Annotated in this window: 13 protein-coding genes; 3 read left to right on the top strand and 10 right to left on the bottom strand. The window is 46.6% G+C overall.

Annotation, left to right across the window (positions count from 1 at the left end; genetic code table 11):
- Positions 1-200 precede the first annotated feature (200 nt).
- From ACTQ16_RS03465 to ACTQ16_RS03430, 8 genes are all read right to left on the bottom strand, one after another.
- On the bottom strand, positions 201-3458 hold the full coding sequence (locus ACTQ16_RS03465; RefSeq protein ID WP_441936123.1) for a TonB-dependent receptor: 3258 nt from the start codon (positions 3456-3458) through the stop codon (positions 201-203).
- Between the two features lie 267 nt (positions 3459-3725).
- Positions 3726-7070: a TonB-dependent receptor gene (locus tag ACTQ16_RS03460; protein WP_441936121.1), complete on the bottom strand. Its 3345-nt coding sequence runs from the start codon at positions 7068-7070 to the stop codon at positions 3726-3728.
- Between the two features lie 489 nt (positions 7071-7559).
- Positions 7560-8759, bottom strand: coding sequence for an ABC transporter permease (locus ACTQ16_RS03455; protein ID WP_441936120.1), 1200 nt, complete (start codon positions 8757-8759; stop codon positions 7560-7562).
- A gap of 36 nt (positions 8760-8795) precedes the next feature.
- On the bottom strand, positions 8796-9440 hold the full coding sequence (locus ACTQ16_RS03450; RefSeq protein WP_217761184.1) for an ATP-binding cassette domain-containing protein: 645 nt from the start codon (positions 9438-9440) through the stop codon (positions 8796-8798).
- A gap of 130 nt (positions 9441-9570) precedes the next feature.
- Positions 9571-10959, bottom strand: a complete 1389-nt coding sequence (locus tag ACTQ16_RS03445; RefSeq protein ID WP_441936118.1) for a DUF4836 family protein — start codon at positions 10957-10959, stop codon at positions 9571-9573.
- A 215-nt stretch (positions 10960-11174) separates the two neighbouring features.
- Positions 11175-11975, bottom strand: coding sequence for a 16S rRNA (uracil(1498)-N(3))-methyltransferase (locus ACTQ16_RS03440; RefSeq protein WP_295346837.1), 801 nt, complete (start codon positions 11973-11975; stop codon positions 11175-11177).
- Positions 11975-12532 carry a UvrB/UvrC motif-containing protein gene (locus tag ACTQ16_RS03435; RefSeq protein WP_294971498.1) on the bottom strand — a complete coding sequence of 186 codons (558 nt, stop codon included), beginning with the start codon at positions 12530-12532 and terminating at the stop codon, positions 11975-11977. The genes ACTQ16_RS03440 and ACTQ16_RS03435 overlap by 1 nt, the downstream gene beginning before the upstream one ends.
- The gene (locus tag ACTQ16_RS03430; protein WP_441936116.1) at positions 12533-13831 is read right to left on the bottom strand and encodes an MFS transporter; all 1299 of its coding nucleotides are present in this window, start codon (positions 13829-13831) and stop codon (positions 12533-12535) included.
- A 211-nt stretch (positions 13832-14042) separates the two neighbouring features.
- On the opposite strand from ACTQ16_RS03430, the gene ACTQ16_RS03425 reads away from it, so the two are divergent.
- On the top strand, positions 14043-14570 hold the full coding sequence (locus ACTQ16_RS03425; protein ID WP_217760318.1) for a chromate transporter: 528 nt from the start codon (positions 14043-14045) through the stop codon (positions 14568-14570).
- Between the two features lie 14 nt (positions 14571-14584).
- Complete coding sequence (locus ACTQ16_RS03420) at positions 14585-15157, top strand: chromate transporter (protein WP_153123311.1); 573 nt, start codon at positions 14585-14587, stop codon at positions 15155-15157.
- Positions 15158-15331: 174 nt separating this feature from the next.
- On the opposite strand, the gene ACTQ16_RS03415 is transcribed toward ACTQ16_RS03420, so the two are convergent.
- The gene (locus tag ACTQ16_RS03415; RefSeq protein ID WP_441936114.1) at positions 15332-15979 is read right to left on the bottom strand and encodes a DUF3256 family protein; all 648 of its coding nucleotides are present in this window, start codon (positions 15977-15979) and stop codon (positions 15332-15334) included.
- Between the two features lie 111 nt (positions 15980-16090).
- Positions 16091-16318: a DUF6722 family protein gene (locus tag ACTQ16_RS03410; protein WP_441936112.1), complete on the bottom strand. Its 228-nt coding sequence runs from the start codon at positions 16316-16318 to the stop codon at positions 16091-16093.
- Between the two features lie 1417 nt (positions 16319-17735).
- Here ACTQ16_RS03410 and ACTQ16_RS03405 point away from each other — a divergent pair.
- Positions 17736-18551, top strand: a complete 816-nt coding sequence (locus tag ACTQ16_RS03405) for a UpxY family transcription antiterminator (protein WP_441936110.1) — start codon at positions 17736-17738, stop codon at positions 18549-18551.
- Positions 18552-18614: the final 63 nt, after the last annotated feature.

Raw genomic sequence — 18614 nt, 5'->3', positions numbered from 1 at the left:
AATAACTTAGAAATATATCCTGTCTTTTCCGACAATATATCTTTAATATACGAATAAAAGAGGGTGCATCATAAATTCATGATACACCCTCTTTTCGTTTTTTATCAACTATTATAAACTTGCCTTATATTAACGAAAAGCCCTAGTATCGCATTTGGCGACACTAGGGACTCTATGGAGTTTGAATAAAATGGCAGAGATTAGAAGGTGTACTTCAAACCTACCTGACCACGCCAGCGACTGTAGTAATCGCTATAGCTCTTGTAGGCATAGGCACCGGTGAACTGGTAAACACCACCACCCTGATAGTTGACAGGTGAGAAATAGGTACCGAAACCGTCACCGTAGGTATGACCCCAATCCTTGTTCAGGAGGTTGCCTACATTGAGGATATCGAAGGTCAGCTCGATGGAATTGATCTGACCAGCCACCTTGAAGCTGAACTTCTGACCGAAGTGAACATCGAAGTGATGCTCGAAAGCCAGATTGTCAGCATAACGCTCGTAGTATTCTCCACGATGCTTGCTGAGATAAGAATCGTCAGCAATCCACTTCTTCAGCATCTCGCGCTGCATTTCCTCGGTAAGCTTATCACCATGATTGTCGCCAAACATACGGTTGGTGAAGGTATTCTTGTTGTACTTGGTCTCCTCGAAACGCATCTTGTCAATCTGTGCATCGGTTGGGATGTAGAAGAGGTCATTACCCTTAGATCCGTCTTCGTTTACGTCTCCATAATAATAATAGGTATAAGGAGAACCGCTCTTACCCTGGTAGATGACACCGAGAGTGGTCTGCCACTGCTTCTGATGACCGTACTTGATGTGGTAGTAAGCAGAAGCCTGGATGCGATGAGGCACATTGTAGGCAGAGTTGCCCACCTCCAGATCGTTGCAGTCACGATGGGTATACTGGTAGGTCCAGCTACTCTTTGCTACAGAAGAACCACCGTTGGCAGCACTGCGTGAACGGGTCCAGGTATAGCTTGCCATCAGGTCGAGACCGAAGTTGAAATGCTTCTCAGCCTTGAGCGAGAGGTTTACGGTATAACCCTTGGATGTATTTCCGAGGGCATAGACACCGGCGATAGGAGTACCCTTCACCACACTCTGATAGAGCGGACGGTTGTCCCACTCATATCCGTACTTCTGTGAGAAGGTCTGACCACTCTGCTCCTGAGCGAGATTCTTATAGATGATATCGTTCAAAGTCTTGGAGTAGATAGCCTCAGCAGTCCAGTCGATACCCAAAGCCTCGAAGTCGAAACCGAGGTTGAGACGGAGGTTCTGAGCGAACTTGAAGTTCTTGTCGCATACAGCCACATCCTGGTTGCCGGCACTCGCCTTCATCTTATCAGCATTGGCATTCTGCTTGGTTGGGTCAAGGATGAGTTCCAATCCCTTGGTAGAAGAGTTGTTGCTATCGTAAGAAGAGAGCTGCAGACCTGTACCCGAGTAGTTGTTGCTTACCCAAACGAATGGGATTCTACCGGTAAAGACACCCGCTCCACCACGGAGGATGAACTTACGGTCGTTGTTGATGTCCCAGCGGAAACCTACACGAGGCGAGAGCATTGGCGAGAAGCTAAGCTTATCGTTGGTCTTCAATCCCCACCCCATCTTCTCTGACAAGGCGTTGAACTCCGGATTCTCCACTGGAGTATCGAAGAATACAGGAATATCCAGACGCAGTCCGTAGGTCAAGGTGAAGTTGTTGCTTGCATTCCACTTGTCCTGTGCATAGAAACCGAACTGACCAGATGAGAACTCAGAAGCCCAGTTAGGGTCGCCGGTAACATCGGTGTTAGCCTGACCATAACGGTACTGGTTCATGTAAGCCTTGTTAGGGTCCAGCTGTCCAGCCATGTAGTCATCGTAATAAGCCTTGAAGCTGTCGTATCCCTTGAAGGTATAGGAGCCGAACTTATCCGAGATGAACATATTCTTGAAATGGTAGAACTCGTTATGGGTACCGAAGATGAAAGTATGGTTGCCACGGAGCCATGTCAGGTTGTCCTCTAAGGTCCAGATGTCCTGATCCAGGTAGTTAGCCTGGGAGTTTCGCTCAGTACCGATATTGACAGTACCGCTACCAACGCCCGTGATGGAAATCATCGGTAGATGAGCCTTGATGTCACGGCTATCGCGCACTCTTACGAAGCTGACACGTGCCTCATTGCTCACACTTGGAGAGAATCGGCTCTGAAGCTCAGCGATGAAGGAGTTGGTATTGCTCTTGAACGGATAGCTGTAACCGTATGAGTTCAAGCTGCTGGCACTGCCGCCACCACTCAACTGCTCAGCCTTGACCAGGCTCCAGCGGATGGCAAACTTATTGAACTCGTTGATGTTCCAGTCGAGTTTCAATCCAGCCTTATCGCTCTTGGTGTAGATGTCCTGGTTACTGTAGTAATCGTTGAAGTTGACTCCCTGCTTTTCAGCTATCTTCTGGAGCATGGTCAGAATATCCTTTGCCTGCTCGGTATTCACCTTGGAATTGCCGGAGTCTACACCATAGAGATTAGGATATTCCTTGTTGGTGCGCTCATAGTTGGCGAAGAAGAAGAGCTTGTTCTTGATGATTGGTCCACCGAGGGTGACACCCATGTTATACTGGGTCTGCTTCTGATACTTTGGCGCATAACCCGTGCCATCAAGGTAAGGATACTTGGTACCGATGAGGTCCTGGTTGTAGCCATAGTAGTAAGCCGAACCGTGGAACTGGTTGGTACCGCTCTTGGTGATGGCGTTGATGGCACCTCCGGTGAATCCGCTCTGGCGCACATCGAAAGGAGCCACGGAAACCTGAATCTGCTCAATAGTCTCCATAGATACCGGCTGAGCACCAGCCTGACCACCGTTGTTACCACTGGATGCCAGACCGAAGACGTCATTGTTTGCCGCACCATCAATCATGAAGTTGTTGTATCGGTTGTTGACACCAGCGAACGACATATTGCCGGAATTGGTAACAGTGAGCTGTGGGTTCAATCGAGCCACGTCAGCAATACCGTGAGTAATGCTAGGCATGTTGTTGATCTGCTCTGCCGTCATACTGGTAGCAGCACCTGTACGGGAAGCAGCAAGACCCGCCTTACCGGAAACCACCACTTCCTGGAGCTGGTGGGCATCCTCCTGGAGCGAGCATGAGATATTCTCTGTTTCACCGAGGCTCAGGTTGAGGTTTTTGATCACCTTGTCCTTGTAGCCGATATAGGAGATGTCTACCTTGTAAGGACCACCTGGTCGCATACCCTGGATGGTATATCGTCCATCGATATTAGTAACGGCACGATATACGGTACCGGAAGGTTGGTGAGTAGCAGTAACAGTAGCTCCGATGACGTTCTCGCCATCAGATGTAATCTTACCGCTGATTCCAGAGGTAGTAATCTGTGCCATGGCAGCGTTCACCGTCAGGATGAACAAAGCCAGAAGTAAATGCAATCTTTTCAGCATATTTCTTTAGATTATTTCGTTAATAATTTAGGTTTCACCCCGCCAACAGGCAAGTTTTTCACCCATTTTATACAATATGGTGCAAATATAACTAAAATATTTGAAATAACAAGAAATTAGCGTGAGAAAAACGTGTTACAAATAAAAAATATCAGTAAGTATGGAGAAAAGGGACAAAAAGAAAGCGCCCTGAAAGAGCAAAAGCATTCTATATACAATGCTTTCCCTTTCTGGGCGCTTATTGATGATTCGTATTCGAAATCTCCATTAGTTGAAGATATAACGGATAGAGAACTGGATAGAATAGGTAGAGTTGAAGCTTGTCAAGTTAGTGTATGTCTTTGACAATACATCCTTACCGTTCTTCTGGAACTGGAATGAACCAGCAGCACCATCCTTACCAGCAGTATACTTCAACAACTTGGTGTTGTTAACAGTCTTGTAGAGACCCCAGCTGTTGTTCAGCAGGTTAGCGAGGTTCTTGATGTCAACACCAAACTGGAGAGTGTTCTTCTGACCAGCTACGTTGAGGTAGAAGTTCTGGTTGAACTTGAAGTCCAACTGATGATGCCAAGGCATTACAGCACCACCACGCTCAGCATACTCACCCTTGTGATTCTTCAGATAATCATCCTGGTTGATGTAAGCCCAGAAGTCATCCTTCTGCTGCTCAGCTGTATAGGTTACTTTACCAGCCTTATCCTTTACGTCGGTGAACTTCCACTCGTTCAAAGCCTCGCGGGAAGCTGGGATGTAAACCAAACCGTTAGAACCGTAGTCGTTAACTACATTGCCAGTCAACTGGTAAGTGTAACGTGTACAGCTGTAACCATCAGCATAACCCATATTCATACCTTCGTAGATCAAGCCAACCTCAGAACCGAAGTTCTTGCCGTAGTCCTTCTTGTAAGAAGCAGAGATGAGCAAGCGGTTAGGAGCCACGTAGGTACCATAACCTAACTCCATATCGTTGTTACCATTTACAGAGTAACGGTTGTTATAGTATGCTGAGTTAACCTGATCGCCCACACCATCACCGTAAGACTTAGCCTTAGAGTAGGTGTAAGAAGCAGAGAGGTTCAAACCGAATGCAAACTTCTTAGCCAAAGATGCAGTGATTGAGTAGTAGTATGCCTTATGACCAGCATTTGTGATCATGTAAGGGTTGATGGAAGAGTTGCGTGAATACCACTTACGCTTGTCACCAGGAGCCAGCTCTGTGTATGACTTACCATCCCAGTAGCGGTCGAGGTTGATGACAGTAGCAGGATTGAACTCACGGCTATAGATACCCTCCAAAGAGAAGTCGATATCGTATGGCAACTTGGCATCCAAAGCCAGAGAAGTCTTCCATGTAGCGTTCATCTTCAAGTCCTTGTCGATGATGGTAGGAGTAGAAGGCGCAGCTGCATCCTCACGGTTCACAGCCAAGCCCTGCTGCTGCAATACCTTCAACTGATCCTCACGGCTCTGATAGAACTTATCCATCTTATAGGTAGCACCCTTGTCAGATGGAGTATTATAATAATAGGTGTACTGACCACAACCAGCGTTACCTACTGCAGATACGAGCCATACGAATGGCAGACGACCGATGAAGTAACCTGTACCACCACGGAGAACCAACTTGTGGTTGCCGAGGATATCCCAGTTGAAACCTACACGAGGAGAAACTGTCAATGGAGCATCAGGGAGCTGATCGGTAGAATACTGAGACTCAACGCCAGCATCGTTCTTCCACTTCATGGCAGCGAAAGCCTTGTTATAGTTGTTCTCCAACTCTGGGTAGATAGGCAACTCGAAACGCAAACCAGCTGTCAGGCGGAAACGGTCAGAGAAGTTAACCTGATCCTGAACGTAAGCAGAGAACTGGTTGTACTTCATGGTAGCCAGGAACTGGCCAGAACCGTCCATTGGGAAGGTAACGCCATAGCTTCTAGGAGCCTTGCCGTTCATGAAGTCGTCCATAGACTCGAATACATAGTAACCGGCAGAAGCTGCACCGAAGCCGTTGGTAGCCTTGTTGGTCTCAAACTGGAGACCAGCGGTGAAGTTCTGGATGCCCATAGACCATGTAGCCTCATCAGTAGCAACGAAAGTCTTCACCTGACGGAGGTTACCCTCAGTAAATGGATCAGGACCGAATCCCATATAGTAAGAACCATTCTTCAGGATATCCACTGTTGGGAACATACCACCCACATAAGTACGTGGCTCATCCTGATAAGAGTAAGTAGCACGGAGAACATTGTTTACACCACCCCACTTAGAGTTCCACTCAGCAGCGAAAGAAGTAAAGTTCTTCTCCTGATAGTAGCGTGCACTCTCGAAGTAGAGACCAGCGTTAGCTGTACGACCAGACTGAGACTTACCACCCGTAGCATCCTCACCACCAGGATAGATGACAGAATCCTTGAATGGAGTTGTAGAGCTTGATGGAGCTGAAGAATCCTTGTCGTGACTCTTAGAGAAACGGATGTTCAACTTGTTGTTCTCGTTGATGTTCCAGTCGATACGAGCCAGGAACTTGTATGATGGAGTATCAAGAGAATATCCCTGATAACGACCTGGGTTGTAACCATAGTTCTTGCTGAGGAAGCTGAGCATATTGTCCATGTCGCTCTGCAATGGGCGATGAACAGTACCTGATGATGGAGACCACTCATCAGAAGCATTTACACGAGCTGTACCAGAAGGACCAGCAGAGATATTGTTCTGATATTCACCATTGGCAAAGAAGAACAACTTATCCTTGATGATAGGACCACCGAAACTTGCACCCCATGTAGTAGAATGAGACTGGAGACGGTTCAACTCATAATCACTTACCTTGTTACCACGCAAGTGAGAGTTGGTAGTGTACATATAAGCTGTACCCTTGAATTGATTGGTACCGCTCTTGGTTACGGCGCTGATAGCACCACCTGTAAATCCACTCAAACGAACATCGTATGGAGATGAAGATACAGAAATCTGATCCAAAGCATCAAGAGAGATTGGAGATCCGTTGCCAGGGAGGTTACCACCAATACCGAAGGCGTTGTTGAAAGCAGCACCATCGACAGTAACGTAAGACTGACGGTAGTTACCACCACCAACAGAGAATCCGCTACCTACGTTAGCACCCTGAGGAGTCAACTTCAAGAGGTCGTTCATGCTACGTGATACGGTAGGAACAGCCTCAATCTGGTCGGCATTGATACTTGTTGTAGCACCAGCGCGGTCAGTACGCATGTTGTTGTTGCGATCAGCAGTAACAACAACATCCTGCAACATCTCTGCGTTTTCAGAGAGACTTTCGTTCAGAATGGTGTTCTGACCGAGAGAGAGATTAAAATTCTTAACTTCCTTAGTCTTGTAACCTACATAAGAAACTTCCAAGACATAAGGACCACCTGGGCGCATACCCTGAATAGAATAACGACCATCAATGTTGGTCACTGCGCGATAGACTGTACCAGAAGGTTGGTGAACAGCCTTGATTGTTGCACCAATGATGTCCTCACCATTGGCAGTCACTTTACCACTAATGCCAGATGTAGTAATCTGCGCCATAGCGGTTGAAACCATAAAGGCCAGCAAAGCCACTAATAAATGCAATCTTTTCTGCATACCTTTTTTTATAAAATTAATTAATAATACGGGGGAATAGCCCCCAAATATCTATTACGGGTGCAAAATTAAACAAAAAATTCGATATAAGTGTTACATCTGCATGAAAAATTGTGTTTTATAACATAAAAAAAATCTGCGTTAAGGAAATAACGCAGATTTTCTTTAAATTATTATTTATAACGGGGGTTTGGTTATAATTTTTCGAGGGGCTCGAGGCGGAGGGCTGCCTCGGGGGACTGACCTTCTATACCAGGCGATGGAATCGCCTGGAACGGGGGCTAGGCTCCCTGAGAGGGGACCTAAAGAGGACCTGAAACGGACCTAAAGAGGACCTGAAACGGACCTGAGGAGGACCTGAAGAGGACCTGAGGAGGACCTGAAGAAGACCTGAAGAGGGAGCTGAAGAGGACCTGAGGAGGACCTGAAACGGACCTGAGGAGGGCCTGAAGAGAACCTGAAACGGACCTGAGGAGGGGCGAGCTGCCCCTACTCCTTTCTCTGCCAAATGGTCATTACCTTGCGACGGATGGCGAGGATGTTCAGGATAGAGACTATCAGGAACAAAAGCATGCCTAAGCAGATGGATGGGAGCATGGTGCCCTCTTCGATGTCAGGGAAGATTGCCTCGATAAACTCCATGTAGTAGCCACGGACGAAGAAGAGGATGACCCAGGCAATGATGAGCACCACCAGGTTGAGCGACATGGTGAGCACCTGATATGGCTTCGCCACATTGGCAGGACTATAGCCTATCAGAAGCAGGTTCTCCAACTTGGATGAGTTCTTCTGTACCAGCAGATAGATGCTGAGCATCAGAATGTAGAAACTCAGGATGGAGATGACCAGTCCGATAATCATTACCATGGATACCATCATACGAAGGAAATAGGTGGTCTTCTCGGCATCGAGCTTATCAGTCTCTACCTCATAACCGTTATCATCCAGGTATTTGGTGATGTTCTCGTCTCCCGGATTGCCTACCTCTACGATGAGGCGGTTAGGATCGCTCTTCTGGTTTGGAGCAAACTCCTGGTTACTCCAGTCCATAAATGCCTGTGGCACGAGGATGGTGTTGAGACGGGAAGAGAATCCGATGACCTTACCCTTGAACTGCTCCTTCTTGCCGGCTGCCTGAATCTGGATATTGAAATCAATCATTCCCATCAGTCCATCGCTGATTTTCGGGAGCGAATGACTCTGGGCGAATCCGAAGTTATACATATTAATATAGGTACGCGGGAGGATGATTGGCACTTCCTTGGCTCCTGGCGTATACTTCCAGTCCTTGAGCGGCACATCGACGAAGCCGTCGGGCACGCTCTCAAAGAAGAGTTCGCTGTTCAGTACATTCACGCCGTTGACGCCCATCTGGGCATCTACCTTATATTCCGTAGAGGTGAATTTTCCCACCTTCTTCACGAACTTCTGGTCTCTGACATCATCTATCTCAGCACCCGTGAAGGTATTGGAGCGGCCGCTGATGGTATTTCCCATACCTATCTTCTTGCTCATGATGAGATAGTCGGCTTTCATGAAACTGTCTTCCTGTGTGAAGACAGGCAGCACGTCCTTATAAAACTGGAAGCCGAAAAGGACGATGAGCATACCGAAGAGATTGGCAAAGGCGAAACCTGCAAACTGAGGTATACTGATATGCTGACGAAGTAATTTCCAAACTAAATTCATTTTTGAATTGTTGAATGTTAAGTGTTGAATGACAAATTACAACTTAAATGTATGCTCGTAAGGCAAGTCCATGTGCTTACCTATACTGGTAACGATGACACCAGCCCCCTGCTCCTTGGCTTCCGCCATCATGATTTCCGCCATGATACGGGAGTTGTTGTCGTCGAGGTGACTGATAGGTTCATCGGCAAGGATGAAGTCGAAAGGCTGGCATAGAGCTCGCATCATTGCCACACGCTGCTGCTGTCCGAACGACATTCTTCCAATCTTTGCGTCCACCTTGTCGGCGATACCGAGCATATCAAACCATTTCAAGATCTGTTCACGGCTCTTGAATCCGGTAATCTTGTTCTTGATTTCTACATTCTCCAGAGCGGTAAGCTCCGGGAAGAGACGAAGTTCCTGAAAGAGGTGGCTGATATGACGCTTTCTCATTTCCACCCAATCCTTAACCTTATAATTAGCGGTAACATCCTTGTCGAACATCACGCTTCCGCTGTAGTCGTGACGATAGCCGAGCACATAGCTGCAGAAAGTACTCTTTCCGCTGCCACTCTCTGCCTCGATAAGATAAAGATGCCCTTTCTCGAAGGTGACATCCTGCTTCCATATCTCCGAATCCAGGTCATTACGCTGGGCGAAGACCTGTGGGAGAACGGAATGAAGCTGAATCTTTTCCACGTTATATTATTTAATGTATAATTATTAATGTTTAATTGCAGGAACAACCTTACATTTAAAGCCTTTTTGCCCTTTTAGCTTTTACTCTTTTTACCCTTTTTGCTTTTACTCTTTTTTCCCTTTTTGCCTTTTACTTCAAGGTATAGACCACGGAAGTAAGGTTGCCGAATACTGGAGACAGCAGACCGGTTACAGTAGAGATGGCATCGTCCTTGCCCGAACCGTTGCCGTCGGAACTCTTGGCGAGATTGATGACCATCGCCAGCTTCTGCCCCACGATGAGCTTCTGAATCTTGGCATCTATCGGATGATTGCTTGGCTTCACGGCATACTGGGCAGTGAGTTCATCGCTTCCGCTGAAGAACTGCTTGTCATCGGTTACGCCGAAATAGAAAGAAGTCTTGCCGTCGGTATAGAAGTAAGCATTCTTAGCCCAGTTGGCAATTTTGGCACCCGGAGGACATGATTTCTTCCAGTAATCCACATCGCCCAACCACTTGCTATGAGCCAGTTTAGCCGCCATCATGATCTTGAGGTCGGCATCTCCCAAGGTTGGCATCACGATGGCCATATCTCCATCCACACTACGGATGATATTGTCCATATCCACCGCCTGATTAATACCCATGAGGAGGGTCTGCAGACTGCTGTTGCTCTGCATCATAGGCAGGAACTGCTCGCCCTTTACGTTCATGAAGATGCCAGCCAGAGCATCTCCCGGCATCGACTTGACGTAGGCTCCCTTGATAGGACGATAGGTTTGAGCCGCCTTCTTCAAGGCAGCGTCAATGGTTTTATTGAAAGAGAAAGTTTCTCCGTGAATCTGCAAGATACCGTCATTGACATTCATCTCGGCAGCAATCACCACCTGGGAAGGGTCGGTATCCTTAGGTGCACCGAGGGTGAACGGAGCGATGAACTTTTCCGGCAAAGCCTGAGCCTGAGCCACCATCGCCATTGGAGACGTGATGGTCTGCAAGCGCTCGAACAAAGGAGAAACGGTGATGCCCTCCTCCTCTTCAGCCTTGAGATATCTTACCATCTGCTGCTGGAGCTGAGCCTGTGCATCAGCCACTACCGGTCCCATGACGAGAAGCGCCTGGTCAGAAAAGCCCACGAGCCATGAGTCCTTCAAGACGGCGAAATGGAAGCCCTTGCGTTCCTTTACTTCGGATGCGATATGCTGCTTGGCAAGCGAAGCGAGCCAGTCTTCCACATCGCTCTCGCTGCTGACCTTGGCACAGAGACCGAGGTTTCCGTCAGCACTCTCGAAGAGATACATTTTTTCTGTAATGTCGATACCGCACTTGTCTACATCCTCTACATGAAGGAGTGATTTGAGCATGCCCGCCTTGTCTTCCGCATGAATATCGGAAGCCATCTGCTGCATATCCACCGAAATAAGTGCAGTACTTTTCTTAGGAATGGCATTGAGATAGTCGCTGCCAGAACATGATGCGAGCATCCCGACAAGGCATGCCAAGCACATCATAACCAAATTCTTATACAATCTTTTCATCTCATTTAGATAAATATTTTAAAGCTTTTGCCCTTACAGGGCGCATTGCTGTTGCCTAATTAAACCCAGGGCGTTGCCCTGGGCTAGGAGCTTCTGCCCTTTACCTTTCCCTTCGGCCGGTGACCGTTGGTTCAGGGCGTATTGGATCAAACTGGCTTCTGTCCTTTACCTTGGATTGATGACCATTGGTTCAAGGGCGTATTGGATCAAACTGGCTATAATCTCCTTGCGATATGCGCCATGTGAACCGCTACAAGGCCGGCGGTTTCGGTACGGAGGCGGCTGGTGCCCAGGGATACGCTCTCGTAGCCGTTCTCCAGGGCAAGGCGAACCTCATCGATGGAGAAATCGCCCTCCGGACCTACCAATACTGTAATATCAGCTGCATCTGCAGTTGGAGATTCAGAAGCAGCAGTGGCTACATCTGCATTTGAAGATTCAGTAGCAGCAGGAGCATGAGCTTCATTCAGAATACCAGAAATCTCGGTAAAGAAGTCTTTCTTCTCTACCTCTTCGTAGCAATGACAGATAAACTTTCTGCCGGGACGAGGGGTCTGGATAAACTCCTTGAAGCTGACCAGCTCGTTCACCGCCGGTTTCCACGCCTTATGACTCTGCTTGACGGCAGAAATCACAATCTTGTCAATTCTTGGCGTCTTCACCACCTTGCGTTCAGAAAACTGGCAGTTGAGGAACGAGAGTTCATCAAAACCGATTTCCGTGGCTTTCTCAGCCATCCATTCGATACGCTCCATCATCTTGGTTGGCGCAATCGCCAGATGGATATGTCCCTTCCAGGCACGCTGCTGCGGCATCTCTTCCTTGATTTCATAGAGACATCGCTTGCTGGATGCAGCAGTAACCTCAGCACGGAAAAAGGAGCCTTCTCCATCCATGAGGAATATCTCGTCCCCACCCTTCAGTCGCAGAACGCGCAGGGCATGGGTAGCTTCCTCAGCAGGCAGTTCCACCTGATTAGCCGCATCCGGCACATAGAAATATCTAACTTCCTTCATTATTTGTTCGCATTTTTCGCCTTTTCCTCACGGCGCTTGATTTCATCACGGATATAAGAAGCATCTTCATACTTCTCATCTTCTACAGCTCTCTGCAAAGCCAGTTCCAGCAGCCGGTCTGGCAGGGTAAGGATAGGAATAGCCACACGCTGCATTCCTCCCTCGTAAGGAGTAGAGAAGTTCTTGATTACCTCTTCAGATGTCAGAATTTCATACCCATTCATCAAGGAAAGCAGGATGGCATCTTCTATCTGGAGCAGGTAAGAACGGTCGGTGTCAACATTCACCAGCTTCGTCTTCAGTCCCACTCCCTTAATGCCCAAGATCTCAATCTCATAACGAGCAGCGTCGTCTTCCTTGAGAATCTTCGCCAGCACGTCAACGGCACCTATTCTCTCTTCATCCTTGTGCTGCTCATAATCCTTGATTTTCATCGCCACCTCCGGAATGGTGAGAATGGTAAGCACGCGGGTTTCTTCCTCATTGGTGAGGGCAATGACCCCGGCATCAACCGACTCAGCTATTGCAAAAGATCCTTTATATACTAACTTTACCATTTATTTTGTCTCCTTCTTAGGTCTGAACAAGATGGCGAAGGCAACTCCGACCAAAAGAGCATAACCTGCGAAGATAAACCAGCAGGTCTGCCAATCGCCCATTAAATACCCATTTTCCCAATGACAGTAATGATTGATTACCTGTCCGGCAAGAATGGTACCGATAGAGGCACCCAAACCATTCGTCATCAGCATAAACAATCCCTGTGCCGAAGCTCTCACCTTAGGTTCGCACTTCTGGTCTACGAACAGACCACCCGACACATTGAAGAAATCGAAAGCCACACCGTATACGAGGCATGAGAGAATGAAGAGGATAACGCCAGGGAACGCCGGATTGCCCATTCCGAAGAAGCCGAAACGGAACACCCATGCAAACATGGCGATGAGCATCACGATCTTGATGCCATAACGCTTGAGGAAGTATGGAATCAGGAGGATGCAGAGCGCCTCAGCAATCTGAGAGATGGATACCAGAAGCGTAGCATTATTGGCAGCAAAGGTATCCAGCATGGCAGGATCGCCCTTGAAACTGGTGATGAAAGGTGTAGCATAACCGTTGGTCACCTGCAGGCTCATACCGAGCAGACATGAGAAGATAAAGAACAGCGCCATCTCGCGGCTCTTGAAGAGCTTGAAGGCATCGAAGCCCCATGTCTCCACCCAGCTGCGCGCCTGCTTCTTCACCAGCTGGCACTGTGGCAAGCCGAAGCAATAGAGGAAGAGTACGATACTCAGGATTCCCGATACGAGGAACTGGAGATGGGTATACTGAAACTTGTTGGCATTCTCTGAGAAGAGGAACAGGAAGGTTCCGTTATCCCAGGTGGCACAGTTGACAATCCACATGGTGACGATGAAACCTACGGTTCCAAAAACACGGATAGGCGGGAAGTCCTTGATGGTATCCCGTCCATGGTTCTTCAGAATGGTGAAAGCTGCGGTATTGGAAAGCGCCAGCGTAGGCATATAGAACGCCACGCTGAAGGTATAGAAAGCCATGAAGAGCGCCTCATCAGGAGTGGCACTCGCCTGTCCCATCAGGAAAAGTCCTATCATCGACAGACCTGCCAGCAGATGACAGTATCCCAGAAGGCGTTGTGGCTGGATATACTTATCCGCTACAATACCCATCAATGTAGGCATGAAGATGGAGACTATACCCTGAATGGTATAGAACCAGGAGATTTCTGCACCCATTCCGGCCTTTCCGAGATAGTTGCCCATAGATGTGAGATAGGCTCCCCAAACAGCGAACTCCAAGAAGTTCATTATTGATAATCGTACTTTCAGATTCATATTCTTTTTTCTAATTTCTATTGGTATTAAGATTCTACTTGAACTGCTCAGAATACAACCGTTTTTGGAATTGTTTCCCGCAGTTTATAGTTTGCAAAGATACATATTTTATCGAAAAGAGCGTAATTTTTTGCAGATTATCCGCCGGAAAGCTAGTTTATTTAACAAATAATGTGTAATTTTGCAGTCAAAATCATAGAATCAATAGAAAATGTTATTAAAGTTTTTCCTTACGTGTAACAAGATTGGTGCCTTCACGCTGGGTGGAGGCTACGCCATGATTCCTATCATGGAGAGAGAATTCGTGGATAAGAACCGGTGGATGAACAAGGAGGAATTCATGGACATTATGGTGGTGGCTCAGGCTACTCCGGGTATCTTCGCCATTGATATGGCGAGTCATATCGGCTATAAGCTGAAGGGGGTATGGGGCGGCATCGTGGGTGCCATCGGTATTGCGCTGCCTTCCATCATCGCCATTCTCATCATCGCCATGTTCTTCCAGCAGTTCAAGGACAATTACTGGGTGGCGAAGTTCTTTGCGGGTGTTCGTCCGGCTGTGGTAGCGCTGATTGCAGCTCCCTGCTTCAAGATGGCTAAGACTGCCAGCATCAACCGCTACAACATCTGGATTCCCTTCGTCTGCTGTGCGCTGATTGCTGTTTTCGGCATCTCGCCTATCTATATCATCATTGCTGCCGGCGTGCTTGGCTGGCTTTATGGAAAGGTAAAAAGGTAAAAAATATAGAGATTATGTTGTTTCTGAAATTATTTCTTATATTTACCAAGATTGGTACATTTAATTTTGGTGGTGGATATGCGATGCTTTCGCTCATCCACAACGAGACGGTGGTGAAGAACCACTGGCTCTCTAATGCTGAGTTTACGGATATTGTGGCTATCAGCCAGTCTACTCCGGGCCCTATCGGCATCAACTGCGCCACCTACGTGGGTTACACCGCCTGCCTTCACGATGGTTACCCGGTCTGGGCAGCGTGGTTGGGTTCCGTACTGGCTTCGCTTTCCATCATGTGGCTTCCCTTCATCATCATGATTCTCATCAGCCGTTATCTGATAACGCATAAGGATTCCAAGATTGTGAAGGATGTCTTTGCGGGGCTTCGTCCTGCCATCATCGGTCTGATAGCAGCTGCAGCGGTTCTGTTGATGAACAAGGAGAACTTCGGTTCACCTCATGACAATCCATTTGCTTTCGGAGTAAGTGTAGCGCTGTTTATCGGTGCTTTCTACTTTACAAAGGTAAAGAAGACCAACCCGATATTGCTGCTTTTCATCTGTGGCATCATCGGATTATTCATCTTCTAAAGCCTTGCGGTCCTTAAGGGCAAAAAGCCTTTCCCATAGGCACAAAAAAAATTGATTGTCTCACGACAACCAATCTTTTATTAACCTTAATAATCTAATACCATGAAAAACACGTTGCAAAATTACTAATTTTATTGCAACAACTGGTATAAGATATGGAAAAACTTTCTATTTTTAACTCTCCTTAAAAGATTTTCCGCTCCAATTAAATTTTCTTTGCAATTTAATTGCGTTTACGAGTTTCTTGTCTTCTGTAGAGAGAAGGGGTAAAGAAAGGCGGACCACCACTGCATTTTCATGCTGCAGCAGCAAGGCGCTCACCATTCTCGGTTCAATCATCGCCTTCAACTCCTCAAAGCGTGATTCGCTCATCGTATCCGGTTTCTGAACCAGACTACCTGCCAGTTCCCCGATGCTCTTGCCATCGAAAAGACGACTTGCATCCAGGGCTTTCCAATCCTGGGTGAAAAGATGCAGTGCGCTCTCCTTCTCCGGTCCGGCGAAGGTCTTGACAACGCAGAGCACAGAGTCGCCCTGCTCCATCGGCAATTTCTTCATCTGAAGAGTAGAAGCCGAACTCAAACGTATCTGCACGAAATCCTGGGCAAGCGTATCCATCACGCTCGCCTCCCCCAGCAGGTTCTTCACCTCTGCCTTCACGCCCATCTCCTGCAGCTCTGCAAATTCCAGTCGCAGGTTGCTGTTGAGAGCAGGCGTCATCGAATCCGGCATCGAAACCAGCAAGTCCTTCATTGACTTGGCTTCCATGCCCAGGCTTGCCATCATCAGGCAAGCGCATAATATATATTTTATCTTCTTCATCACTACAATTCCTTAGACCACTTCTTTCCCCAAGGGGTAAAGAGCCATGCAAGAAAGGCCAATGCTACTATTGAGCACACGGCGAAAGTTAAAGCCAATGTATTCATATATTTATCTTTTAGAAATTAACAAACCAATCACAAATAAAATGACAGTCAAAAACACACCCCAAAAAATCGCCCAATAAGAATCTACCTGATTGGTCTCAACGATACCAAACAGAGCAGCCATCCCACCTAATACCATAACGGTAAAAGTGGACTTACACATATCAAAGAAATACTTCACAACGCTTTCTCTGACGAACTTAGCTTTTTCATTTTCTTCTTTTGCTGCCATATTTCTCAAACTATAAAATTAGAGATTCTCTAAGAATTTCTTACCCCATTTTGTATGAAGCCAAAGTGCCATAGCACCAGCAACGACCGTAATAGTCGCATAAATCATTACCAATCCTTCCATATTTCTCTATTTTCCGACAAAATTACGGAAAATAAATGTAATCTGCAAATGATTTAATACTTTTCTTCTGATTTTTAACCTAAAAGAAACGAAAAAGGAGGAAAAAGTTCTATCAAAAGAAACGAAAAGGAGGAAAGTGCTTCCTTTTGAAACACTTCCCTCCAAATTATCTAATCTACTGAACTTTCGCATATCAGGAAGTTAAAGGAGTTAAGGAAGTTAAGGAGTTAAGACGTATGTCTTGCTGCTTAAAAACTACGACAAAAAGACTATTGTCTTAACTCCTCAGCGACCGTAGGGAGCGATAACTCCTTTAACTTCATTAACTTCTGAACTTGCGAAACTTGAATTAACAACTTATGCTTTTTTGTCAACAATTTCTTTTCCATATACCTTATTATATACACGTACCTTATTATATATGATGCCTTTCTTGACCTGCTCTCAATCGTAGAGACCACTAAGAAACACAACAACTCACCATACGCAGCTATCCGGGCTTTGTTCTAAGCACGGACAACTGCTATATGGTTATCGCTGAATAGTTACAGGGCAGCAAACTTGGGTTAATTCTTGTTAATTTTAAGATTTATGCAAAAATTTCTTTTCAATTGTTATCATCTAATTAAAAAATTATGCGTACCTTTGCACTAGGACTATTAGCCTTTAGTTCCATCTGTCACAGTTAGACGTGTTCTTTCATGGCATTGGGCGAGGCAGCCTACGCCGTGCTGAGTATGGCGGAGTCACATAATGACAAAGCAGTACAAAGCGGGCATTGGGTGGGAAAAGTAGTGCAAACCGAATGCAAAATCGCCAAGCTGGCTTGAGCGTGTTGCTGAGGTGCCGCCTACTTTATGTAAAATAGTCCAGACATAATGAAAGCGTTTACTTGACGCTGTGTTTGAGACGGTCTGTAATCTAGCAAGTCACAGAAATGTTTGGTCTTGAACGTAGCAACGGTAGATGTCCCGGGTGTGATTATATCACTCCTGCGGAGACCTTGTAAGCACGAATTGTACCTTTTCGGGCGCAATAAGATTGTTTATATAGGTCTCCCAAAAGTAGCGCAAACCGAAAGCGGAACCGCCAAATTGGCTTGAGCGTTTTGCTGAGGTGTCGTCTACTTTATGCAATGGAGCGATTACTCATATCGGCGTGGGCTCTGACGTTGTCTGTTCAACCAAAATAGGCAATTGCTAGAGCCTCAGACCGTGGGATAGACAACAGGACGACTCACGCTTTTTTTATGTCTTTAACGGAGTTCTGTCTAGAGCAAAGTAAGGTCACCGATATGAAAATCGCTGATAACGCATCAATAGATGATAACACCCATGGAGGCGGTGAAATTCCTCCCTGCACCGGGCTTACCCCCGATGTCCTCCCCGAAGTTCAAGAGCCAGTTTTGGCGGAGAACTCACATACAGGGGTGTCCACCAGAAATGCCCTGTCGGGAACCGATGACAAACCGAGTGGAGGATACAAAGCCTGCTTTGACTATCCTGAGGTCGAAGGAGGAAGAGCCAACAGCTCAACTCCCCTTAAAACCCTTAGGAGGAAACCGAAAGAAGTTCCCCATTGGTATGCCCTCCGTGTCACCTACGGACGCGAAAAGAAGGCATACGATTATTTGGTCGGAAAGCATGTAGAGGCATACTATCCGACAATCAAGACCGTCAAGGAAGTTAACGGCAAGCGAAAGACCGTTGAAGAATCTCGTCTTCCAAATATATTCTTTGCACGTGGAACGGAAGAAGAGATAAAGTCATTTGTTTACGACAATATAAACCTCCCTTACTTACGTTTTTACTATAAGCACACTCACATAGGTGCGCGCATTATGAAAACTCCTCTGATTGTTCCAGACAATCAGATAAAGAGTCTTCAAATTATTTGTGAGAAAGAGGGATCTGACACCTTAGTTTTGCAAGAAGAAGTAACGAAGTTCAAACAAGGCGAGAAGGTAAAAATCATCGAGGGTAATTTTGCCGGAGTAACTGGTATAGTAGCACGTTATCGTGGACAACAAAGAGTGGGTTTGGTTATAGATGGTTTATTGACAGCTGTAACAGCATACATTCCGTCAGCTTTTCTGCAAGCCATCGACTGACCATCTTTACCAGGAGATCTCGCTTTGACCATGATACTATTAAGTTTAAGTGAAATAAATCCA

Source organism: Prevotella sp. LCP21S3_D2 (assembly GCF_052118345.1).
GTDB lineage: Bacteria > Bacteroidota > Bacteroidia > Bacteroidales > Bacteroidaceae > Prevotella.
The sequence above is the reverse complement of the archived record's forward strand: the minus strand, read 5'-3'. Positions and strand labels throughout refer to the sequence as shown.